The organism is Haladaptatus paucihalophilus DX253, assembly GCF_000376445.1.
GTDB lineage: Archaea > Halobacteriota > Halobacteria > Halobacteriales > Haladaptataceae > Haladaptatus > Haladaptatus paucihalophilus.
Map to the genome: position 1 here is coordinate 98870 of NZ_AQXI01000001.1, position 22035 is coordinate 120904.

Genomic DNA, 22035 nt, shown 5'->3' on the forward strand with positions numbered 1-22035 from the left:
TTTTCTACCGATTCGATTCCCACCGCTCGCACGCGTCCATGTCGGTCATCCGCCGGTCGTGCAGGCCGCAGTAGGGCGTCATGCCGGAGTCGGTGCGGACGTAATCGAAGTGGGCGCAGTTGCCGCAGTAGGCGTCCGTTGGGTTCGCCGGGGTCGATTCGGTCGCGGCGGTCCCGCTCGTCCCTTGACCTGCCGTGTCCACGGGGGAGGAGATGTCGTCGCTCGCCGCGCCGCCATCGCTGACGGCTTCGGTACCGACCGGGTCGTCGCCGAAGACGCCGATGCCGCCGAGACCGCTGGGTTTCTCGACTTCGACGATTTTCGTCTCGCCCTTGCGCGTGACCTCCATCGTGACGGTTCCGCCGGGGTCGTTGCGCGTCTTGAAGTTCACGACGGCGGAGAACAGACACCAGAACGTCGTGATGAGGCCGGTGAAGTACACCGCGACGACGGGCAGGGTGAGGTGTTCGCCGTGTCCGCGCCAGTGTTGCGGGTAGGCGTACCAGAACATGGCGACGCCGAGAATCGTGATGCTGGACCCGATGGCCGCCGCCGCCCGCACGCGGTCGCTCGTGGCGGGGAGAACGACGAACACGCCGACGAAGACGGCGGGGACGCCCAACCCGGCGGTGATGCCCGCGAGTCTGTACGATCCGTAGTTGTCGAGACCCATCGCCGCGAAACTGTTCGTCGTCGCCGCGAGGATACCCACGACGACGAGCAACGACCCGACGAGAAACAGGCCGACGCCGAGATAGAGGCGTCGGGGGCGTTTTTTCACGCCGCCGTGCCCTTCGTACGTTTCCCCGAGGCTTGTCATGTGTCTGCCATTGTAGTGTGGGTACTAAACTACTGCGTCAGACAACTATCACTATCGTTTGATATCGACCACGAGAACGGGGAAAAGTCGTGTACGCAGACGGAAATAATGGTGGATTTGGCACTGTCTAGTTAAGCGATTCTGCTGTAAAGCAGTAGCTCACGTCCTCTACCGAACGCAGCTAACAAATCGATTATAACCATCGGTACAACATTCTTGTGAATGCTGTCGAATTCTAGATTTTCATAGCGCAACCGATCTTATTCTCTAGAGTATCTCACTACTGGTCGGTGCATTGAATCTCAACAACCGTACCGTGGTCACTCGGTTTCCCTTAACTAGACAGTGCCCTTGGTTCTTAAATAGACAATCTCAGATTGATCAGTAGTATAAAAGCTAAAATTGGACGATAAATATATAATATCATATGATAAATTGACTGGAAGAAACGGAAGTACTAACGTCATTAAGATTGAATAGCTAGTGCATGAGTGTAATTTCCAAATCAACCCCATCAGGTCGTAGTCTACTCCAACCCAAACGGTTAGTCCCAGTAATCATGGGCTTCATATGGTTCTTGATCTTCCAGTATTACGCTCGAATACTTCTCGGTATCCCAGAAAACCCCATTTCCAAGATCCTTGATGCATTGCTTGAGATTACATTGATGCCACTAGATATTCTTTCAGGATCCGTTGTAAATACAGTGGAGTGGGGAGATATCGCACAATTTTCAATGATATTAGTCTACACATTTATTGTTGCAATATTTTTCACGACTATAATCCAAGTGGTAAGAAAGATATAATTAGCCATCAATACAGATATTGTGTTTCTACATTTGCCAGAGATTATAGAATGATATTGTCAACCAGCAGTGGTTTTATAATTATACACAAAATTTGCCATCGTCTATAAAAATCTTAGGTTTGGGGTATGAGATGAAATCATATCATTCTCCATCTGACTTCATTCGATAGAATAATTATTAGGCTGAGTAAGGAACAATTCCTTGGTTCCTCTATTGTACAGTACTTTATTTCGAAGATTTCGATCCGAGATGTCAATGCATACAATCATATCATACACAGTCAGTACAAAGGCACTGTCTAGTTAAGCTCCTCCTCGACAGGTGTTCGGTTTTCAAGCGATTGATGCGGTCTCTGACGGTTATAATAATGCACAAACTGTTCAAGCCATCGCTGAACGCTCGGCCGACTGCCAACCCATGACGTATGGAAGCGGCCGATCCGCTATTTAAGCGTGTGAAACCACCTTTCGATCAGGTTTCGCTCTGTGTAGTCGAGTTGACCGCTCAACCCAATTCGGAAGAAGGCAGTCCGATATCCATAGCCATCAACGAGAAACACGGCGTCCGAAAGATCGTGTTTCTCAGCTAGTTGACCGAGAAACGCAGCCGCCGAATCAGTGCCATGCCGATCAAACACTTTGACATCGAGCAGCAGTTTTGTTTCGGTGTCTATTGCATCGTACACCCAAGACCATTCGCCGTTGATTTTGACAGCGGTTTCGTCCACCGCGACCCGCGTCGGCGCTGCCGACGGCGGGTCGGAGACACTGTCAGATACTCGATGAACCCATTGAAAAATCGCTTGATGCGACCGATTCACGCCGAGAAGCGCAAGAATCGATTTTGTTTCCCTGAGCGAACAACCGGTCGCGTGGAGCCGGACAGCGAACGCCCTGACGGGCGTTGCCGTCCGCTCAGGCTCCCAACATTCAAGCGTAGCCGTGTCTAAACACTCTCTGAGCAGGTTTGAGAGTAGCATCAATCACTAACTCTTCGACCTGTTCGTCCTTATCTAGACAGTGCCGTGGATTCGAATGGGAAATATTCCCGATAAAATGTCAGACGGGATACCCTCGAATGCGGCAGTCTTCGGACATCACGACAGCGACCGAAGGGAGCGATAGGCCGGTGACACAACCACCAGATACGAAATTTTCACAAACAACAGCAGTCCGCCGGTGACACAACCGCCGAAATCTGCCAGTGACACAACCGCCAAAATCTGTCGCTCACCGAAAGACCGGCGGTCTTTCGAGCCGTCACAATCGCGGTGCGACTGTAAGCCACCGGAAAATCTCCGATTTTCCGGGCCGACGACAGAATGGAGACGAACGACTCGCGGTGCGAGTCGTTCGTCGAAATGAAGGAGGAGTGTCTTCGTGAGCGCAGCGAACGAAGGCTCGAAAGTCGCATGCCCGCGGAGCGAAGCGAGCAGGAACGTCTTTCGGTGCTTTTGGTCCAGCTTTTGCAAGGGAGGAAGGTCGAATCCGGCGCGAATCGCGCCGGATTCGGCTCCCGACCACAGCAAAAGGTGGTTCGAAAAACCTAATCCCCACCCTGTCAAACGGCCCAGTATGGCTGACGATACCGAAGACGAAGGGCCCGCTGTCGAACTCGGCGAGCGCGAGCCCGTCGATGGCGCACCGCTCGCACGAGTCACCTCGCGGTTGTTCTGGCCCGTCCAGAAGAGCGAAGTCGAACGAAAGGAGGGAGGCGAGACGATTCGGACCCCGGACGGCCCGCAGGAACTCGCCGACGTGCTGGAAGCGGTCGACGAAACGTACTTCCAGAGCGAACAGGAGTTCACCAACGCCGTCGAGGACGCCATCGGAACCGGACCGATTCCCACCGCCGACGATTCGTGAACTTCTCCCGGACCGTCGGGGACCGGACGTTCGGCCTGACGTGGGTACGGTTGTCGCTCCTCGTCGGGGCGCTCATCGCGGTCGCGTGGTCGTACTGGCCGAGCACCGGCGGGAGTCTGAACCTCCGCGTTTTCCGCGACGTGACGCTGTATATCGCCATTCCCGGCGCGCTCGCGGTGACGCACGGTCGCCGCATCGGCTATCGGGTGAACCGAAAAGCGATTCGCAACACGCTCGTTCTCTTGGCGTTCGTCGTTCCGATATACGTCGTCGGGTCGTCGCTCCCGACGATTCGGACCTACTACCCGATGTGGGAGACGAACGCCGCGCTCGGGAGCTTTCTCCCGCACGCGGTGAAGCAGTTCATCGTCGTTCTCGCCGCCGAAACGTACTATCGCGGCTTTCTCTGCGTCGGCGTTCGGAAGATCGGTTTCAAGAGCGTCTTCGTGAGTCCGATAATCTACGCGTTTCACCACTTGGGTAAGCCGCCGGTCGAGGTCATCCTCTCGGGACCGACGGACGTGCTGTTCGGCGCGGTGGATTACAACTGCGATTCGGTGTTGCCGTCCGTCGTCGCCCACGGTATCGGCCTGATGCTCCTCGACTGGTTGGTGCTCCACGAACCGCTCATCCCACAGGATACCGTGTTGAACTGGCTGTCGTGGCTTCCGGTGCATCTGTGATGTCCGGCATGGTCGGAATGGTCGAGCGGATGGAAGATGAAGTGTCTCCGATGACGGCGCTCGCCGTCGCCATCGTCGCGGTGAGCACGAGCGCCATCCTCATCGAACTCAGCAACGCGCCGAGCATCGTCAAGGCGCTGTACCGGTCGCTGTTCACGACGCTGTTGCTCGCGCCGTTCGCGGTCACGCGCTATCGGGACGACCTCCGGACGTTCTCGCGTCGGGATTTGCTCATCGCGGTCGTCACCGGGTGTGCCCTCGCCGGACACTTCATCGCGTGGTTCGAGAGTTTGGACTGGACCACGGTCGCCGCGTCCGTGACGCTCGTTCAGTCACAACCGCTCTTCGTGGCATTCGGCGCGTGGGCGCTGTTGGACGAGCGCGTCACTCGAAAAACGATGGTCGGCATCCTCGTCGCCCTGCTCGGGATGGTGGCGATGTCGTTCGGCGACTTCCTCTCTCCCGCGACGGTCGCGGGACAGCGCCCGCTCTACGGCAATGCGCTCGCGGTCATCGGGGCGATTGCGGCGGCGGGCTACGTCCTCGCCGGGCGCTCGCTCCGCCAACGGGTGTCCCTGATTCCCTACGTGACCGTGGTGTACGGCGTCTCCACGGTCGTACTGTTCGGTGCCGCGCTGACGAGCGGTGCGCAGGTTTCCCTCGCCGCGTACCGACCGACGGAGTGGGTGCTGTTTTTGGGTATGGCCGTCGGTCCCGGCATCTTCGGTCACACCGTCATCAACTGGGCGCTGAAATACGTCGAATCGAGCGTCGTGAGCGTCACGCTCCTCGGCGAACCCGTCGGTAGCACGGTGCTCGCGTTGGTTATCCTCGGACAGGTACCGGGCGTCGCAACGATGGTCGGCGGCGCCGTCGTCCTCGGCGGCATCTACGTCGCCTCGACCGGACGGGAAAGCCAGTAGTCCGGACGGGAAAACCAGTAATTCGGCCGTGACGGTCGGTACTTCGGCCGCGAACCGTCAGTAGTCAGTAGTCAGTAGCTTGGCCGCTCTTCGTACTCGATGGGGTCGTGCTCGCCGACGTTCTGGAAGGCTTGCAGGCGGAGCGCACAGGAATCACAGGTGCCACAGGCGGGTTCTTCCGCGCGGTAGCAACTCCACGTCAGTTCGTACGGCACGTCGAGTTCGACCCCGCGTTCCGCGATATCGGTCTTGCTGAACTCGACGAACGGCGCAACGAGTTCGATGGACGTGTCGTCCTTCGTTCCGGTGTCGACGACGGCCTGAAACGCCTCGAAGAACTGCGGGCGGCAGTCCGGATACCCCGAAAAATCCTCGCTGTGTGCGCCGATGAACACGGCGTCACAATCGTTCGCTTCCGCACAGGAGACGGCCATCGAAAGCAGGTTCGCGTTCCGGAACGGGACGTAGGTGTCGGGCACCTCGTCGCTCTCCAAGTCGGCGTCCTCCACGGTCATCTCGTCGTCGGTGAGACTCGACCCGCCTATTTTGGCGAGGTGACTCGTCTCGACGTGGAGGAATCCGGCGTTGAGTTCGTCGGCCTGTCGTTTCGCACAGTCGAACTCCTTGCTCTCGGTTCGCTGGCCGTAGGACGTGTGCAGGAAGAACGGTTCGTAGCCCCGTTCGCGTGCTTCGTAGGCGGCCGTGGCGCTGTCCATCCCGCCGGAAGCGAGGATGACCGCGCGCTTTTCGGGTCGGCCGGTATCAGTCGTCTCGTTGGCGGTCGTCTCGCTGGCAGTCGTCTCGTTTTCGCTCGTCTCGTCGCTTGTGTCGTTTCGTATCATGGTATCGTTGCTACGTCTGTCTTGTCGTCGTTCAAGTACCCGGTGCGTCGTTCCACAGGTCAACGTGCAGTCGCGGCGTGTAGCGATAGCCGTACTCCATCGCCAGTTGTGCGACTCGCTCGCGGGTTTCGTCGAGTTGCTCGCGGGTCGCTCCTTCCGGCATCAGGAGCACGTCGGTATCGGAGAGCGGTTCGTCGGCGGTCGCGCGAACGTCCGAAACCAGTTCCTCGATTTCTTCGAGGTCGCCGTCGTCGGTGACGACGAACTTCATCTGGGTGTCGTAGGCGTCCACCAGCGCCGCGAGCGTCTCCACGTCGATTCGCCGCTCCTCGTGCCGGTCCTCCCACTCGCCGTCGCCTTTCGGGTCGGTTTCGGGCGTCGGCGTCGAGGAGGCCAGTTTCGGGCTGACGCTCGCCAAGTCGATGGGCGCGTCGCGGAATATCGTCCCGTTCGTCTCGACCGTCGTGTGATAGCCCCGCTCCGAAAGGCGGTCGAGCAGGGTGACGGACTCCTCGTGTACCAGCGGTTCGCCGCCCGTGAGGACGATGTGGTTCGCGTCGTAGGATTCGACCTCCGCGACGATTTCGTCCACCGTCATCCGGGCGTGCGTCGGTTCCCACGAGGTGTGATACGAATCGCAGAACCAACAGCGGAGGTTACAGCCGCTCGTCCGCACGAACACGCTCGGAACGCCCGCGAGCGTCCCCTCCCCCTGCAGGGAGTAGAACAACTCGTTGATGGGCAACGACGGTTCGTCCGAGTCCGCCCCCTCGTGCTCGACGTCGGCGCGTTTCCCGTCACTCGGTTCGGTCGCGTTCACCGGCATAATCAGACGGGGGCACCACAGAGTTCAGCCGTCTCGCTCACCTCGACCGCCACCTCGGAGACGTTCTCCGGCAGTTCCTCGCGGAACCGGCGTTCGAGTTCGAGGCTCATCACCTCCGCCGTTGGCGGGTCCTCGAAGAGGACGACCGCCGACCCGTCGCCGCTCTCCTCGAAGGCGTCCACGAGCGGGTCGCCCTTCTCCAGCAGGAACATGTGGTCCCACTCGGAGAGTATCGCAGTAATATCTCCCTTGTCCACGACCCACCCCTCTTCGGTGAGTTCACCGGTGACGGTCACCTCGATTTCGTAGTTGTGGCCGTGCGGTCGGCTGCATTTCCCGTCGTGGTGCAACAATCGATGACCCGCGCTGATGCGAATCGGGCGGTCGCGCCCGATGTGAAGCGTTCGTTCGTGAGATGATTCGAGTAAAGATGTAGGCATATTCGGAGATTATCGAGAGAATACTTAAACGCATCACTCTCAATCGGTCGTGAGGTGAGATGGGTGTGTGGGAACCTTCGATTTCCTTCTCCAGAATCGTGGTCCCGTCTCTTTCGGGGATTTCAATCGTAATGAATATGTGTCGTTAGTATTACACTCGTGTAGTATGGGAAGTACTGTCGAAAACCTGCAAAATTTTGCCGACCTCGAAGATCACACCAAACTTCGGTATCTGATAATGGGAAGCGGGGTTATGGTGATTTTCGTCGGAATCGTACTGTTCGTGCTGATAGATGACCCCCTCATTGCACTGCTTGCCATCGCCGCTGGCATCCTCGACATTACCGTCGTCTCGAAATTCATCGCCAAACAGAGCAAGCGGGCCAACGAGGACGCCTGACACTATCGCACTGCAGTCGAGATTCCACGAATCGTGTTCTGACTCGAAAACGAAGGGAAGTGTAACCTCATCTCTTGGGATTCAAACCTTTCGCATTTCGAGTTCGCAAACGCCTCGCTGTCGCTCGGACGTTTACTTCCTGAAAATGCTCCGTCAGGGATATCGAACTCGCCGAGACGGTCCGGGCGTGCGACTCGCCTGCTCGAATCCCCGAGCGTCCGCTTTTCCTCGTTTCACTCGGAAAATGCTCCGTCAGGGATTCGAACCCTGGTCCTTGCCGTGAGAGGGCAAGATGATTGGCCGGACTACACCAACGGAGCGCGTGTACTCATTCGTAATCGCACGGACTGTTTAACAGTTGCGTTTAGAGAGCGCCGTGGCTGTCGGTCACACATTCAGAAACGCGAACAGGCGCGGCTCTCGACGGAGTGATTATCCGAAAAAACGACCCTTATCTGTCGAGCGGCGACCCGGCGGCGTCGGGTTCGTGACCGTCGAGGCTGATGATGTTCTCGCGGCCGACGCGGAGTTTGCTTATCTCGCCGTCCTCCTCCATCTCGGAGAGCAGCATGCTGACTTTGGATTTCGACCAGCCGGTTTCGTCCACGATGTTAACCTGCTTCATCCGACCGCCGTTTTCGCGGAGCAGCTTTTTCACCCGTGCCTCGTCGGTGAGCAGTTCCTCGTCGCTGACCGCCGGTTCGGCAGAGCCGGTGGTCGATTCGGTTGCGGCGGACCCACCGGCGCCCCCGCCTCCGCCTCCACCGCTCGGGGTACTACGACCGGAGGACAGCGAGCCGAGGCTTCCCTGTCGCCACGCGAACACCGCGGCCAAGCCGATGAGGACGACGAGCGCCGCGATGAAGAACATCATCGGCGAGTTCGAGCCGGATCTTTCGCCGCCGCTCCCCGGTGGCACGTTCGCGCCGCCCGTGGTCGATGTCGTGCTCGTGGACGAACTCGACTGGGGTGGCGAGGAGAACTTCACCATCGGACGCTGGTCGTTGAACTCACGGGGACCGGTCCACGAGACGGAATCGCTTTCCGCCAGCGTATCGCCCGCTATGCTTCGTCCCTTCGCCGGTTGTGCGGATTTGAAGGACATACCGTCCGCGGGATAGACGACGAGTTTCTGATTATCCCCGAGGTAGAGTCCTCCTTGAAATACGTCACCGAAGACGGTCGTGTTTCCGCTGCCGTAAGCGAATCCCGACCATCGGAACGACATCTCGACGACGCCGCGGGTCGTGTCTCCGGTCAGTCCCGCTTGGTTGATGAAGGCCCGCTTGGAGAAGTTACCAGCGGTCATCTTCCGTTTCGTTCGGTTGTTCGCCGTCGAGGTCAGTTCGACCGCGTTCTCCCTGAAATTCTTATACAGTTCCGTGTCGGAGGTGTTGAAGTTCTGTGCGAACTCCTCGAACTGCTTGCGTTCCTGTTGCGTTTCTAACGTTTTTTCGTAGCGGAATGTCCATATCGCAGTGCTGTCACTGTGGACGAGAATGTGAAATTCGACGTCATCGAACTCCTGGGAGGTAGTGATCTTCTGCGGAGTCGGGGCGTTGCTCTGGGCCGTCCCGAACGTGGGAAACGACGCGATGAGCAGCACCGTGATGAGGCCGACAGCCAGGAGCCGTCTCATGTACCTTATCGTCCATGCCCGGATATAAAAGACCTTGTGACGTGCGGTCGTCAACGAACCATGTTACCATTAGACATAACCGTTACGGGGTTCTGCCACGCCGTTTCGTCGGCGCGAGGATTAGTATCAAGAACCACGAGGTCGGCACGGTATCCCTCCTCGACCAGTCCGACATCCGATAGCCCGAGGAGGTCGGCCGCGTTGACCGTCGCCGCCTCGAGCGCGCCGTCCGGCGAGAGACCGTACTCGACCATCAGTTCGAGTTCTTCCGGGATGTCGCGGTGGAAGTTGAACGGCGTTCCGGCGTCGGTTCCCATCGCTATCGTCACGTCCGCATCGAGCGCGTGACGGAACGCGTCTTCGAAGGCGTCGCCCGCTTCCTCCGCCTTCTCGACCGCGTAGGGAGGGATTCCGGCGTCCGTCCCCTGCTCGACGATTCCGTGGAGCGCCTTCGCAGTCGGCACCCAGTAGGTCCCTCGGTCTGCCATCATTTCGGCCGCTTCGCGGTCCATGAACGTCCCGTGTTCGATGCTCGAAATACCTGCCCTGACGGCGTTCTTGATGCCTTCCGTCCCGTGGGCGTGAGCCGCCGTCGGTACGTGTTTCGCGGCGGCGGTTTCGACGAGCGTGTTCAACTCTGCTTCGTCGAGTTCGGGCGAGCCGGTGACCGCACCCTCGGTGAGGACGCCGCCGGTCGCCATGCACTTGATAACTCCCGCGCCGCGCTTGAGCTGTTCTCGGACGGCCTTTTTGACTTCCGCTTCGCCGTCCGCTTCGCGCCCGAACCAGTGGCCGTGGCCGCCAGTCATCACGACGTTCTGGCCGCAGGCGACGACTCGCGGTCCGTCGATGAGCCCCGATTCGATCGCTTTTCCGGCGTCGAGCGCGAGCGTCGTCGGTGAGCCGAGGTCACGAACCGACGTCACCCCGGCGTGGAGCGCGTCGCGGAGGTTCGCCGTCGCGCGATACGACAGCGTCATCTCGCTGTCGTGATTCATCGTGGTCACGTCCGGTCGGCCGTCCATCGAGGCGTGGATGTGCGAGTCGATGAGCCCCGGCGCGACGAACTTCCCGCTCACGTCGATCTCTTCGTCGGCCTCGGGAACGTCCCCCACCGAGACGATTTCGCCGTTTTCGACCGCGACGTCGGCGTCCCGAATACCGGTCGCGTCTACGATATCTGCACCGCGGAGTACGAGCATGAGCGGTGTGAGACGCGCTACGTGATAACCATCCGGGTCGCGGCAGGGTGAGACGGTGAGGGTGTCAGCGGCGTAGGCGACGGAACGTCAGCACGGTGGGCGAAAGAGGCAACTCGCTTCCCTCTGAACGAAAGTGTATGGACGGAACCGACAGCTCGGAGCGAAACGCGTTGATAACCGGTGCGAGTTCAGGCATCGGACGGGCGACCGCACACGCCCTCGCCCGCGACGGTGCGAACGTCGCGCTCGCCGCGAGACGCGAATCGGAACTGGCCGACATCGCGGACGCGCTGGAAGCGGAGTACGGCGTCGAAACCGCGGTTTGTCCCGTCGACGTGCGCGACGAGTCGGCCGTCGAGTCGATGGTCGAGGAGGCGGTGGCCGCGCTCGGCGGCCTCGACGTACTCGTGAACAACGCGGGACTCGCGCGCGGCGAAGCCGTCGAGGACCTCTCGACCGAGGAGTTTCGTGCGATGCAGGACACGAACGTCGATGGCGTCTTCTTCGTCACGCGGGCCGCACTCCCGCACCTCCGCGACTCCGCGGGCAACCTGATATTCGTCGGAAGCTTCGCGGGCCAGTACCCCCGCCCGTTCAACCCCGTCTACGCCGCGACGAAGTGGTGGGTGCGCGGATTCGCCCACAGCCTCGAAGGTCGCGTCGGCGAGGACGGCGTGGCGGTCACGGTCGTCAATCCGACCGAAGTTCGGACGGAGTTCGGCTCCGAGGACGGCGAACCGTTCGAGGACCGATTCGAACCCGGCAGCGTCACCGAACCCGAGGAGATAGCCGACGCTATCGCGTTCGCGGCGGGGCAGGAGAACTCGACGGTCAGCGAAATCGACGTCTACCGTCGGGACAAGTTTTCGGGGTTTTAGGGCCGCTTCGTCGTGATTTTCGGCAGTCCGACTATCCGTACCGTTCGCTACCCGTACCCTTCGTACTGCACGTGGTCCTCGGGGACGCCGAGGTCCCGCGCCGCGCCCGCGAGCATCGACACCATGGCGTTGACGCCGCAGGCGTACACTTCGAGGCCGTCAGGGTCGATTCGCGCGTCGATGTCGTAGGCCGGTTCCGTGGTGTACTCCGCGAGGTCGTCGGAGAGGTTCTCCTCGGCCCTCTCGACGAGATATTTCACGAGCGTCTGCTGGACGTAATCGGTTTCCCCCTCCCAGTCGGTGAGGTACTCCTCGCGCGAGCAGGTCGGGACGAAGTGGAAGTTCTCGTGTTCGTCGTCCAGTTCCTCGAACTCCTCGCGGTAGGCCAAGTCGTCCTTCCACGACGCGCCCAGAAAGAGCCACACGTCCCGCCGTTCGCCCTCGTACTCGTCGCGGCCTTCCTCGAAGGTGTACTTAATCATACTCCGGAGTGGCGCGACGCCCGTCCCCGTGGCGAGGAAGGCCATGTCCCGGCCGGACGGTTCTTCGAGGACGAAATCGCCGTTCGGTCCCCGAACCGTCACCCGGTCGCCCTCCGAGAGGTCTTCGAACAGCTTCGACGTGAGGCGGCCGTGTGGCACCCGTCGAACGCAGAGTTCGATGCCGTCCGCGTTCGGCGAACTGGCGATGGAGTACGGCCGCGGCGTGTGTTCGTAGCGCATCGTGGCGTACTGGCCGGGCACGAAATCGAACTCCTCCTCGAAGTCGATGGCGACGCTCATCAGCGACGAGAACGGTCGCTGATAGCGATCTCTTAGTGAGGTGAGTTCCGTCAACAGGTTCTCGTGGCCGCGCTCTTCGCCCTCTATCGCCGATTTCAGTTCGTCCCAGTCGGCGTCCTCGGATGCGACTCGCTCGGCCCACTCCTCGCGGCCGTGAACGTCGAGGAGTTCCGCGGCCCGTTCGACGACGCGCTCGGTACGGTCCTCGTCGAGGGGCTCCACGCGCTCGACCCTCGCGGAATCCGTCACCAGCGGCAGCTCTTCCGCCCGTCTGTGTTGTGAGTGCTGTGATGGAATCTCCATAGCCGCACCGTGTACCGCGACGGGTGCGAGCGGTAAAACGCTTCTCGCCGTTTCGAAAGCCGGTGAAAACATCCCTGATGCGGCCGTCTTCGCGGAGAACGGCGGCGGTCACCGAAACGCGCCCACGACTATCGAAACGCGCCCACGATTATCGAAGCGCTTCGTCGACTTTCTGGATGGGATGTGGCGGTTCCTCGCCCTGCCAGTCGCCGAGTTGCGTGCGACAGGACGCGCCGGGCGCGACGACTTCCCCGCCGTCGCTCTCTTCGACCTGCTCGAACAGAATCGACCCGACCGCCTTGCTCATCGAGTAGTGTTCGGCCTCGTAACCGAAACTGCCCGCCATGCCGCAACACCCGCTGTCGAGGGCGTCCACCTCGTAGCCCGCAGTGCGGAGGACGGTCACGGCGTGGCCGTCCTTCTTCGTCGCCTTCTGGTGGCAGTGACCGTGGTAGGTCAGCGACCCCTCGCCCGACAGCGGCAGGTCGAGGTCGAACGCGTCGAGGTACTCGCAGATTCCGTACGTGTTCGCGGCGAGGCGTTCGGCTTCCGTTCGGAGTCCTCCAGCCTCGGGGTCGGCGGAGCGCGGTTCGGTGTACTGACCGCTCGACGACCCGGACGACTCGTCCGTCGGCAGCAAATCGAGGTAGTCCGACTGGAACATCACCGCGTCGGACGGTTCGACCACCACGACGTCCCAGCCGTCCCGGACGAACGACGAGAGGGCGTCCACGTTCGTCTCGGCCTGCTCGCGGGCCGTATCGAGCAGTCCTTTCGAGTGGGCGGGTCGCCCGCTCCCGGCCACGCCGGACGGGATTCGGACGTGCACGTCCGCCGCTTCGAGGACGCGAATCGCCGCCTTCCCGGCCTCCGGGTGGTTGTGGTTCGTGTAGGTGTCGGGAAAGAGCAGGACGCGCCGGGTGGCCTCCTCCTCGGAAACCCGCGTTCCGCGCTCTTCGAACCAGTCTTCGAGGGTTTCGCGGTGGAACGTGGGCAGACTTCGCTCGCTGGCGATGCCCAGCACCTTCTCCGCGACGAACCGCGCGCCGGGGAGTTCGGTCGCCCAGTTCGAGACGGGCGCGAACGCGCTCCCGAGCGAGGAGAGGCGGTCGATGTTCCCGAAGATGCGGTCGCGGAGGCTCGCCCCGTGTCGCTCGTGGTACTCGTGTTCCACCTCGGCCTTCAGCTTCGCCATGTCCACCTCCGAGGGGCAGTCTTTCGCACAGCCCTTACAGCCGATACAGAGGTCCATCACCTCGTGCATGAACTCCACGTCGAACTGCTCCTCGTCGGAGAGCGAACCGCTCATGGCCTGCCGGAGCATGTTCGCCCGTCCCCGGGTGCTCGTTATCTCCTCGTCCGCCGCGCGGTAAGTCGGGCACATCACGCCGCCGGTGGTCTCCTGCCCGCCGCGACAGCCGCCACAGCCGTGACAGAGTTCGACCATCCCCTCGAAGCCGTTCTCGTTCTCCCAGTTGAGGGTCGGGGCGAAGCCGGAGTCGAACTCGTAGCCGGGGTCGAACCGGAGGTTCTCGGTCATGTCCACGTCACCACAGACCTGTCCGGGGTTGAGGAGCCAGTCGGGGTCGAAGGCCGTCTTCAGGTCGCGAAAGACCTCCCACACGTGGTCGCCGTACAGTTTGTGGTTCCACTGGGTTCGCGCGCGGCCGTCGCCGTGCTCGCCCGAGACGCTGCCGCCGTACTCGACCACGAGGTCGGTCACGGCGTCGGCGATGGATTCCATCTGGTTGACCCCCGCGGGACTCTTGGTGTTGACGAGCGGGCGAACGTGCAGACACCCCGGTCCGGCGTGGGCGTAGACGCTGGCGAACGTGTCGTTGTCCTCCAACACCTGCTGGAAGTCGGCGACGTATTCGGGCAGGTTCTCCGGCGGAACCGCGCTGTCCTCGATGAACGAGATGTGTTTCGCGTCCGTCGTCCGCGAGAGCAAAATTGGCAGGCCGGATTTGCGCAGTTTCCAGAAGCGGGCGCGCTCGTCCTCGTCGTGGGCCTCCATCGCGGAGAGCGCCCGGACTCCCTCGCGGTCGTCCCGGAGCTTCGAGACTTTCTCCCGCCCGTCCTCGTCGTCGGTCGCGTAGAACTCCACGAGGAGGACGGAATCGGTTCCGTCCGGGAGCATCTCCACCACATCGCGGAACTCCTCGGTATCCTCGGCAAGCGATATGAGCACGTTGTCGAGCACCTCGACGGCCGACGGGTCGTGGTCGAGAATCGGCGCGACGTCCTCCATCGCGTCGTTCAGGCTTCCGTAGGTCAACAGCGCCATCGCCTTCGTTTCGGGGATGGGTTCGAGCGAGACGGTCGCCTCCGTGACGATGGCGAGCGTTCCCTCGCTCCCGGCGAGCAGGCGCGCGAGGTTGACGTGTCCTTCCTCGGCTTCCTCGACGAGTCGGTCGAGGTTGTAGCCCGAGACGTTGCGCTTGAGTTGCGGGAACACCTCCGCCACCGCGTCCCGCTCCTCCTCGACGATGCGGAGCACTTCCGCGTAGATGCGGCCTTCGAGCGAGTCGTCTCCGGCACCCTCGCGGAGTTCGTCCAGCGTCACGTCGCCGAAGCGCGTCACGGTGCCGTCGGCGAGGACGACCTCGCACTCCTCGATATAGGCGTCCGTCTTCCCGTACTTCAGGGAGTGTGACCCCGTGGAGTTGTTGCCGATGGCTCCGCCGAGGGCGCTCTTGTCGCGCCACGCCGGGTCGGGCGCGAACTTCAGGCCCTCCTCGGCCAGCGCGCGGTTCAACTCACCGAGGACGATTCCGGATTGGGCGCGGGCGGTTTCCGCTTCCGGGTCGAAGTCGAGCAGGTCGACCATGTGGCGCGTGAAGTCCAGCACGACGGCCTCGTTGACAGACTGCCCGGCGAGACTCGTCCCGCCGCCGCGGGGGAGGACGGGTATCTCGCGGTCGGCGCAGTACTCCATCACCGACGCCACGTCGTCCGTCGAGGTCGGGAAGACGACGCCGATGGGCGTCACCTCGTAGGCGCTCGCGTCGGTCGCGTACAACTGTCGGGAGTACTCGTCGAAGCGGACCTCGCCGTCCACCAGCGTCACGAGGTCGGAGACCAATCCTGTGCGTGCCACGCTATCCGAATGATAGTCGTAGTTCGCGCGGTCGTCGCGGGCCGGGTCACCCGCGTCACGTGTTGCCATACGGTGTCGTAAGGAAGGCGACCCGAAAAGTCATGTGGGGTTGGGGCAACCGATGGGGGCGATGCGCGACACGCCGGACGCCGCGCACTCGCGTCAGTTCGTCCCTCGTTTGGTCGTAGTTCGTTTCGACCGATCGTCGTTCGCGCGGTCATCTTCCCCCGTTCGTTTCGAACGGTCGTCGTTCACCCGGTCCGAAGCGATTCCGCGCTGGTACTGAATTCAACTATTTCTCCCTGAATACTACTGAACTATACTAACAGGACATCGACCGGACGCTCGTTCAGACTCGTCGGACGCTCGGCGAGGCCGCGCGCCAGAAGTCGAAGAGCACGTCGCGCTTCAGCAGGGCGAAGCCGGTGAAGATGGCGGCGAAGCCGATGACCGTCGTGCTGGCGACGAGTTCGCCCAGCACCAACCAGCTGAGAAGCGTGGCGACGACGGGTTCGAGGTAGCCGACGAGGTTGAGTTCGGTCGCGCCGATGGTGTCCAGCAGGTGGAAATAGATGAGGAACGCGACGACGCCCGAGATGAGCACCAAGTAGGTCAGGGACGCGACGGCCGACATCGACCAGTCGATTGCGGCGGGGGACTCACCAGTCCCGAGGCTGACCGCGTGGATGAGGATCGAGCCGAACAGCATGGACCAACCCTGCAGCGCGGGCACCGAGACGCCGGTTTCGAACGGTTGGCTGAGCACCGACCCGAGGGCGAAACTCGCGGCGGCGAGAAAGACGAGGCCGATGCCGACCGCATCAGTCGAGAGGAGGTTGGCGGGGGTCGGGTTGGCGACGATGGCGACGCCGACGACGCCACAGAGCAGGCCGACGGCACCGAGCGGGGTGACGTGTTCGTCGGCGAAGAGGGTGCTGGCGAAGACCGCCGTGAGAACCGGTGAGAGGCTGACGATGACCGCCGCCAGCGCACCGGGCACGTGTTCTTGGCCGAGGTAGAGGAGGCTGTGGTGGCCCGCGATGATGAACGCGCCGATAGTCACGATTCCGAGCACGTCCCCTCTGGTCTGCGGCTTCCAGCGGTCGGTCGTCACGGCGGCGTAGCCGAGGATGAGCAGGCCAGCCACGTCGTAGCGCACCGCCGCGAACAGGAGCGGCGGGAAGTGGTGAAGCCCCACGTCGATGGAGACGAACGAACCGCCCCAGAACAGCGCCAATAATGCAAACATCACTCCGTTCATCGGTAGGTATCTACCAAATTTCGTCTGAGTCATGGATTTCTATCCAATCCTACCAGATGCACCTTGTTAAACCCTTCTACAAAGAATAGCACTGATACTGAATCTCATGCAAACTTCAACGCAATCTTTGCACCAATTCGTTATTATGAATCATGAGGGTGTGTGTGATTCGAACGGAAATCGTCCATCTTCGCCGAACTCCAGACGTTAAGTATGACGGACGTATAATTCGAAATCAATGGACGAACGCGACGTCACCCTACTCAAGGCGATATCGGACCTCGAAACGGGAAGTCCCGAGAAACTACACGAGGAGACGGACATCCCCGTTTCCACCATCCACTACCGACTGAACAACCTCCGGGAGGCAGGTGTCATCGAAAACGACCTCTACGACATCGACTTGGAGGAGTTCGGTCTGGGCGTCACCGTCGTCGTGGAGGTGTTCGCCGATTACACGGGGTCCTATCGGGACTTCGGGGAGAAGATACTCGACATCGAGGGCGTTACGCAAGCGTACTTCACGATGGGCGAAACCGACTTTATCGTCGTCGCGCACCTCACCGGGCGCGAGATGGTCGAACGGCTCATCGGCGATTTCGAGCGCATCGAGGAGGTGGACCGAACGAACTCCACGTTCGTCATCTCCACGCTCCGCGACTCCCACCGCGTGCTCCAGAGCTACAGTTTGGACACGCTCGTCGACGAACTCGCGGAGGACTGAATCGACGAGCCGCCGCCGTTCGCGTTCCCGTTAGTCGCCGCCTCCGCCGTCGCCGGTCGAGCAGCGCGCCGAAAGCGATTCCCTGTCGGCCGCGACACAGGAGATAGAGCTGATGCGACCGGTGTCCGTCGGGTCCGGTTGGAACGTGATGCTGTCGCCCACCTGAATCTCGTTGAACAGCGTGCGATGCGTGGTGTACAGCGTCCGTTCGCCCTCCTTCGCGTCGTTCGGCCACGCGGACCGATACTGCTCGATAGTCACCTCGTAGGTCACGGTGCCGAACGACTCGGTGAGTCGAGTTCCTACCGATTCGTTCACGACGACGTTGCCGGGGTCGCTGCCCGCGTTTCCGGGGTACTCGTCCCGTGCCGACACGCCGCTCGCGGTCGCGGAGAGGACTCGCGTTTCGTCGGCGCGGACGGTCTTTTCGACCACGCGGCCTTGATTCGTGCCGAGAACGGCCTTCGTACACCCGGCGACCGAGGCCGCGGCACCGACCGCTCCGACTCGGAGGAACTGGCGGCGGTTCACGTGCCACGCTTTGGGGAACCCACGGATAATTCTGTCTACCCGCGCCGAACGAAAACACGAAACCCCTGCCGTCCCTACGCCGGGATATGATTCGAAACATCGCGGCGAACGTGCAGGCGTTCACCAGCAACGCGTTCCTCGTGGACGGCGACCGCACCGTCCTCGTGGACACCGGGTCGAACTTCGACGCCGTGTCGCGGGTCGAGGAGGCCGTCGGCGACCTCGATGCCGTCATCGTCACGCACACGCACCCCGACCACGTTGGCACCCTCGATGCGGTCACGGAGGCCTTCGACGTCGAGGCGTTCGGCTTCGACCCCGACCAACCCGGCGTGGACGTCGGAATCGAGGACGAGGCGGTCGTGACCATCGGCGACGACGACTACCGCGCGCTCCACACGCCGGGGCACAAGGACGACCACCTCTGTTTCTACTCCGAATCGGCGGACATCCTCTTCGCGGGCGACCTCGTGTTCCAGAACGGCAGTTTCGGCCGAACAGACCTCGAAGAAGGCGACCGCGCGGCGCTCATCCAGAGCATCGACCGCGTGCTCGACGCGGTGGACGAGGACCTGCGCGAGATGCACGTCGGCCACGGCCCGAGCGTGACGACCAACCCGTACCACGACATCGAACTGGCGTCACAGGCCGCGCGGATACGGTAACGAACGACGACTAGAGAAGCGACTCATACGCGTCTCCGTACTCGGATGCGATTTTCTCGGGGTCGTTTCGCTCCGCCTTCGAAAGCGGTTCGAGGGTCATCGTTTCGGCGGGGTCGAGCAGGTTCACCACGTCCGACACGCGTTTTTCCATCGTCCCGTCGTGGACGCTGTTGTCGGCGACTTCGCACGCCTTCGCGTAGCGCGCGCCGTCGTACACTCGGACGCGGCGGGGTTCGACGACGGCCACGGTGTCGAATTCGACGCCCTGAATCGGGCGGGCGATGTCGCTGTAGGACTCCACGACCGCCCGGTCTTCCGACCGGATGCGCTCGGCCAGCGCCCGGAAGTGCGGGAGGTAGCGGCGCTCGGTCTGGTCGTTCAGTTCCGCGAGGGACTCGACGACCACGGCGGACGAGAGCGGGAGGGCCTCGCGCACGGCGTCGGGCAGCGAGACGGTGCCGTTGACGACGAAGCCGTCTCCAACGCGGTCAACGAGGAACTCGCGGCGGGACTGCCCGAGCAGTCCTTTGCCCGAGCCGGGAGCGGGCCGCCAGAGTCGATGGACTGGGTTCAAGTCTTCGGGGTCGGCGTCGCCTCGACTCGCGGACGCGAGTCGCTTCGCGTCCTTGCCGTAGAGTCTTCCGTCCGTAAGCGCGGCCGTGGCGTCGTCGTGGTCGAACCAGAAGTCGTTGCCCGCGCGGGGCTTGAACCCGACGCCGCCGATGTAGTCGAGGAGGCCGACCGTGAACGTCGTCTTCCCGGCGTCCACGCGGTCGCTTCCGGCGACGAGAACCGTCATGTCTTCAGGCCGTAGTAGCCCGGTTCCTCGTCGGTCGGAGGTTCGGCGACCACGAGTTTCTCGGAGTTCCGCATCACCCACGGAATCGCCCAGTCCAACAGGATGTCCTCCGTCTCGACGTCGATTTCGGCGTCCGGGTCGAGACCCTGTAGCAGTCGAGCGATTTCGTAGACCGAGTACATCGTGTCCTCGTCGAGCAGTTCGTCCGGTTCGTAAAAATCACAGGGGTACAACTGCTCGAACTCGTCCTTTGGCTTTGGCATGGGTGGACGTACGTCCGAACGGGCGTAAAAGCTCTCGAATCGACCCGCGGAGTCTCGGGTATAATTCAGGGAGGCGGTTATAAATATAACGGACAACCATGACAACCGAGTATTTATAACAGCCGTTCGAGATAGGAACTGACATGTACGAGGAATCGGAGAACGAGACGAAAGAGGCGCTCGTCTCCGCCTTCGCTGAATTCGGCGGTACCTATCTCCGGGATATCTGGTTGTTCGACCAATCGGATCACGAACAGCTCTTTCTTCGGGAGGACGTGGAGGAAAAGCTCGAAGCGGTCGACGTGGAGAAGTTCGTCGATAACGAGCGGTTCGGGTTCATCACGCAGGACACCTACGACCAACTCTACTACGCCACGTATCAGTACACAGTTCGGGGGTTCGACGATTTCGAACAGTTCCGGATGTTCTTCGACGACGACGACCGCCACGTCGGCGTGTTCGCCAGTTTCGACCGGCAGTCCGGCGGCCACGATTACGAATCGCTGTTTCAACACGTCACGGATATCGCATCCGGCTACGATGTTCCGGTCGTGAGTCCTGACGACGAATAAGCCCCACGTACGGCACGGGTATCGTTTCGTTCACGATGGGGTAACGGAACGCTACGAACTATCGCTTCTATTTCGGTACCGCGGAGAGTTCGGTCGTTGACGGATTCGCCCCGTCCGGCGTCTATTTGAAAAAAGCGTCGTTTGGTTTACTTCGGCGTCAGCTTGATGCTATCGAGTTTCAGGTGCTTTCGACCGTTGTTCCCGGTGTTCCAGTAATCGGAAACCGATGCGGCGCTACCGAGCGAACTCGCCCGCGCCTTCAGTTGGATACCGATGTCGTACCTGGTGCCGCCGACGAGGCTGAAGTCCTTGGTTTCCGTGTGTCCGCTGTCGTACAGCGTCGAGAGGGTTTCCATCGACTGGTCCTCCAGACCGTAGTCGTTGCTCCGGACGAACGCCGAGATGGTCGAGGTCGAATCCTTGTGCGAGCAACGTCGATAATAGTCAAGCGTGACTTTGTAGCCACGGTCTTCCGGTGGGGTGTACGTCCCGTAGAGCCGTGCGAGGACATATCCTTCGCCGTCCACGGACGAGTTCGCAACCGCCCAAATCTTGTTCTCTATCGTATCGACTTGGACCTCTGCTCTCGTGATCTGCCCGGCCTTCTTTTTCGTATCGTAGCTCGACGGGGAGAGATAGAACGAGGTCCCCGCCTCGGGGGTAACGTTGGGGCTCGACGCGGACGCCGCCGTCGTCGCGGCAGTCAGTGACGCGAGTCCGGCACCCGCCGTCTTCAGAACCCGTCGTCGAGAGGTCGTGTTCACAATGCTTCTCTCCTCGGATTTGTCGCGTGTGTCCTCACTCATCTAAAGACCACACGAAATTTAATTTTGTACTATAACTTAAAAATTAATATTTTATAAAAGAATATATATGTACTCATAGTTAGATTATTTAGATAGCCGCTGTGCGGTATTTTCCATCGGTCGCGCTCACGGTAGTGACTCAGAAGCTAATTACTACCGCAAAAAATATCGGTGCGTTCGGGATTATTCGAACCGCGAAACGACGTTTTCGTAGTTGTCAGCAACCTCGTCCCAGTCGATGACTTCGAAGACGTTCTCCACGAAGTCGCCGCGGTCCGGTCCGTAGTCGTAGTAGTAGGAGTGCTCCCACACGTCCACCGCGAGAATCGGGTGGCTGCCCCAGAGCGCGCCCTGGTCGTGCTTGTCGACCTTGACGTTACGGAGCTGTTTGGCCACCGGGTCGTACACGAGGAGTGCCCAGCCACCGGCGGCGCTCGCGGCGGCCTCGAACTCGCCCTTCCATCCCTCGTAGGAACCGAAGTCCTCCTCGATGCGGTCGGCGAGGTCTCCCTCGGGTTCGCCGCCGCCGTTCTCGTCCATGTTCTCCCAGAAGAGGGTGTGGAGGTAGTGACCACAGCCGTTGTGGGTCACGTTACCCAGCGCACCCGCCGTGCTGGAGTAGTCACCGGACTCGCGGTTCTCCGCGAGGGTCTCCTCGGCACTGTTGAGGCCGTTTACGTAGCCCTGGTGGTGGGTGTCGTGGTGCCACGTGAGAACCTGCTCGGAGATGTGCGGTTCCAGCGCGTCGTAGTCGTACGGGAGCGGTGGTAGTTCCGCGTTCGATTTTTCTGCCATATATGTATTACCTCCACTAACTATATCTCACCTCGGCCTGTTAAACCTTGAGGAGAAGTTCGCTAACATACAGCATGATACGCCGGCAAAATATTCTGCTTTCGG

Annotated in this window: 22 protein-coding genes, 1 tRNA gene and 1 pseudogene; 8 read left to right on the forward strand and 16 right to left on the reverse strand. The window is 61.1% G+C overall.

What is annotated here, in order from left to right; genetic code table 11:
* Nucleotides 1-4 precede the first annotated feature (4 nt).
* Together B208_RS22860 and B208_RS0100585 are read right to left on the reverse strand one after the other, a co-directional pair.
* Entirely contained in the window at nt 5-820 is an 816-nt protein-coding gene (locus B208_RS22860) for a DUF7139 domain-containing protein (RefSeq protein ID WP_007978391.1), read from the reverse strand.
* A gap of 1109 nt (nt 821-1929) precedes the next feature.
* A pseudogene (locus tag B208_RS0100585) lies at nt 1930-2610 on the reverse strand (IS6 family transposase).
* 595 nt (nt 2611-3205) lie between these two features.
* Here B208_RS0100585 and B208_RS0100595 point away from each other — a divergent pair.
* From B208_RS0100595 to B208_RS0100605, 3 genes are read left to right on the forward strand one after another with little or no spacing between them, the layout of a single operon-like run.
* Nucleotides 3206-3496 carry a DUF5789 family protein gene (locus B208_RS0100595; RefSeq protein ID WP_007978398.1) on the forward strand — a complete coding sequence of 97 codons (291 nt, stop codon included), beginning with the start codon at nt 3206-3208 and terminating at the stop codon, nt 3494-3496.
* A complete protein-coding gene (locus B208_RS0100600) occupies nt 3493-4179 on the forward strand; it encodes a CPBP family glutamic-type intramembrane protease (RefSeq protein ID WP_007978400.1) in 687 nt (228 codons plus the stop codon). Before B208_RS0100595 ends, B208_RS0100600 begins: the two co-directional genes overlap by 4 nt.
* Nucleotides 4179-5102, forward strand: coding sequence for a DMT family transporter (locus B208_RS0100605; protein WP_007978402.1), 924 nt, complete (start codon nt 4179-4181; stop codon nt 5100-5102). Before B208_RS0100600 ends, B208_RS0100605 begins: the two co-directional genes overlap by 1 nt.
* A gap of 71 nt (nt 5103-5173) precedes the next feature.
* Here the strand turns inward: B208_RS0100605 and queC are convergent, their stop codons facing one another.
* From queC to B208_RS0100620, 3 genes are read right to left on the reverse strand one after another with little or no spacing between them, the layout of a single operon-like run.
* Nucleotides 5174-5944, reverse strand: a complete 771-nt coding sequence (queC, locus tag B208_RS0100610; protein ID WP_007978404.1) for a 7-cyano-7-deazaguanine synthase QueC — start codon at nt 5942-5944, stop codon at nt 5174-5176.
* A gap of 31 nt (nt 5945-5975) precedes the next feature.
* Nucleotides 5976-6770, reverse strand: coding sequence for a 7-carboxy-7-deazaguanine synthase QueE (locus B208_RS0100615; RefSeq protein WP_007978407.1), 795 nt, complete (start codon nt 6768-6770; stop codon nt 5976-5978).
* Between the two features lie 2 nt (nt 6771-6772).
* Nucleotides 6773-7210 carry a 6-pyruvoyl trahydropterin synthase family protein gene (locus B208_RS0100620; RefSeq protein ID WP_026177683.1) on the reverse strand — a complete coding sequence of 146 codons (438 nt, stop codon included), beginning with the start codon at nt 7208-7210 and terminating at the stop codon, nt 6773-6775.
* 166 nt (nt 7211-7376) lie between these two features.
* On the opposite strand from B208_RS0100620, the gene B208_RS0100625 reads away from it, so the two are divergent.
* Nucleotides 7377-7610 (forward strand): TRADD-N-associated membrane domain-containing protein, encoded by a 234-nt coding sequence (locus tag B208_RS0100625; protein WP_007978411.1) that lies wholly within the window; start codon nt 7377-7379, stop codon nt 7608-7610.
* A gap of 245 nt (nt 7611-7855) precedes the next feature.
* Here B208_RS0100625 and B208_RS0100630 read toward each other — a convergent pair.
* The 3 genes from B208_RS0100630 to B208_RS0100640 all read right to left on the reverse strand — a co-directional run bounded on the left by B208_RS0100630 (nt 7856) and on the right by B208_RS0100640 (nt 10451).
* Nucleotides 7856-7930 (reverse strand) — tRNA-Glu (locus B208_RS0100630).
* A gap of 131 nt (nt 7931-8061) precedes the next feature.
* Nucleotides 8062-9249 carry a DUF7343 domain-containing protein gene (locus tag B208_RS0100635; protein ID WP_007978413.1) on the reverse strand — a complete coding sequence of 396 codons (1188 nt, stop codon included), beginning with the start codon at nt 9247-9249 and terminating at the stop codon, nt 8062-8064.
* 50 nt (nt 9250-9299) lie between these two features.
* Nucleotides 9300-10451 (reverse strand): metal-dependent hydrolase family protein, encoded by a 1152-nt coding sequence (locus B208_RS0100640; RefSeq protein ID WP_007978415.1) that lies wholly within the window; start codon nt 10449-10451, stop codon nt 9300-9302.
* A 137-nt stretch (nt 10452-10588) separates the two neighbouring features.
* Between B208_RS0100640 and B208_RS0100645 the strand changes: the two genes are divergently transcribed.
* On the forward strand, nt 10589-11329 hold the full coding sequence (locus B208_RS0100645; RefSeq protein ID WP_007978417.1) for an SDR family oxidoreductase: 741 nt from the start codon (nt 10589-10591) through the stop codon (nt 11327-11329).
* 47 nt (nt 11330-11376) lie between these two features.
* On the opposite strand, the gene B208_RS0100650 is transcribed toward B208_RS0100645, so the two are convergent.
* The 3 genes from B208_RS0100650 to B208_RS0100665 all read right to left on the reverse strand — a co-directional run bounded on the left by B208_RS0100650 (nt 11377) and on the right by B208_RS0100665 (nt 16763).
* Complete coding sequence (locus B208_RS0100650) at nt 11377-12414, reverse strand: ferredoxin--NADP reductase (protein ID WP_026177684.1); 1038 nt, start codon at nt 12412-12414, stop codon at nt 11377-11379.
* A 148-nt stretch (nt 12415-12562) separates the two neighbouring features.
* Nucleotides 12563-15583, reverse strand: coding sequence for an FAD-binding and (Fe-S)-binding domain-containing protein (locus tag B208_RS0100655; protein WP_007978421.1), 3021 nt, complete (start codon nt 15581-15583; stop codon nt 12563-12565).
* Between the two features lie 280 nt (nt 15584-15863).
* A complete protein-coding gene (locus tag B208_RS0100665; protein ID WP_232423681.1) occupies nt 15864-16763 on the reverse strand; it encodes a DMT family transporter in 900 nt (299 codons plus the stop codon).
* 250 nt (nt 16764-17013) lie between these two features.
* On the opposite strand from B208_RS0100665, the gene B208_RS0100670 reads away from it, so the two are divergent.
* Nucleotides 17014-17499 carry an Lrp/AsnC family transcriptional regulator gene (locus tag B208_RS0100670; RefSeq protein WP_007978427.1) on the forward strand — a complete coding sequence of 162 codons (486 nt, stop codon included), beginning with the start codon at nt 17014-17016 and terminating at the stop codon, nt 17497-17499.
* Nucleotides 17500-17529: 30 nt separating this feature from the next.
* Here the strand turns inward: B208_RS0100670 and B208_RS0100675 are convergent, their stop codons facing one another.
* Nucleotides 17530-18030: a twin-arginine translocation signal domain-containing protein gene (locus B208_RS0100675; protein WP_007978429.1), complete on the reverse strand. Its 501-nt coding sequence runs from the start codon at nt 18028-18030 to the stop codon at nt 17530-17532.
* Between the two features lie 86 nt (nt 18031-18116).
* Here B208_RS0100675 and B208_RS0100680 point away from each other — a divergent pair, with 86 nt between their 5' ends.
* On the forward strand, nt 18117-18695 hold the full coding sequence (locus B208_RS0100680) for an MBL fold metallo-hydrolase (protein ID WP_007978431.1): 579 nt from the start codon (nt 18117-18119) through the stop codon (nt 18693-18695).
* Nucleotides 18696-18705: 10 nt separating this feature from the next.
* Here B208_RS0100680 and B208_RS0100685 read toward each other — a convergent pair whose 3' ends face one another.
* Both B208_RS0100685 and B208_RS0100690 read right to left on the reverse strand, forming a co-directional pair.
* Nucleotides 18706-19494: a hypothetical protein gene (locus B208_RS0100685; protein WP_007978433.1), complete on the reverse strand. Its 789-nt coding sequence runs from the start codon at nt 19492-19494 to the stop codon at nt 18706-18708.
* A complete protein-coding gene (locus tag B208_RS0100690) occupies nt 19491-19757 on the reverse strand; it encodes a DUF5827 family protein (protein WP_007978435.1) in 267 nt (88 codons plus the stop codon). Before B208_RS0100690 ends, B208_RS0100685 begins: the two co-directional genes overlap by 4 nt.
* A gap of 143 nt (nt 19758-19900) precedes the next feature.
* On the opposite strand from B208_RS0100690, the gene B208_RS0100695 reads away from it, so the two are divergent.
* Nucleotides 19901-20329 carry a DUF7522 family protein gene (locus tag B208_RS0100695; protein WP_007978436.1) on the forward strand — a complete coding sequence of 143 codons (429 nt, stop codon included), beginning with the start codon at nt 19901-19903 and terminating at the stop codon, nt 20327-20329.
* Nucleotides 20330-20475: 146 nt separating this feature from the next.
* On the opposite strand, the gene B208_RS0100700 is transcribed toward B208_RS0100695, so the two are convergent.
* The gene (locus tag B208_RS0100700) at nt 20476-21135 is read right to left on the reverse strand and encodes a hypothetical protein (protein ID WP_007978437.1); all 660 of its coding nucleotides are present in this window, start codon (nt 21133-21135) and stop codon (nt 20476-20478) included.
* Between the two features lie 183 nt (nt 21136-21318).
* The gene (gene sod, locus B208_RS0100705; RefSeq protein ID WP_007978438.1) at nt 21319-21930 is read right to left on the reverse strand and encodes a superoxide dismutase; all 612 of its coding nucleotides are present in this window, start codon (nt 21928-21930) and stop codon (nt 21319-21321) included.
* Between the last annotated feature and the right edge of the window lie 105 nt (nt 21931-22035).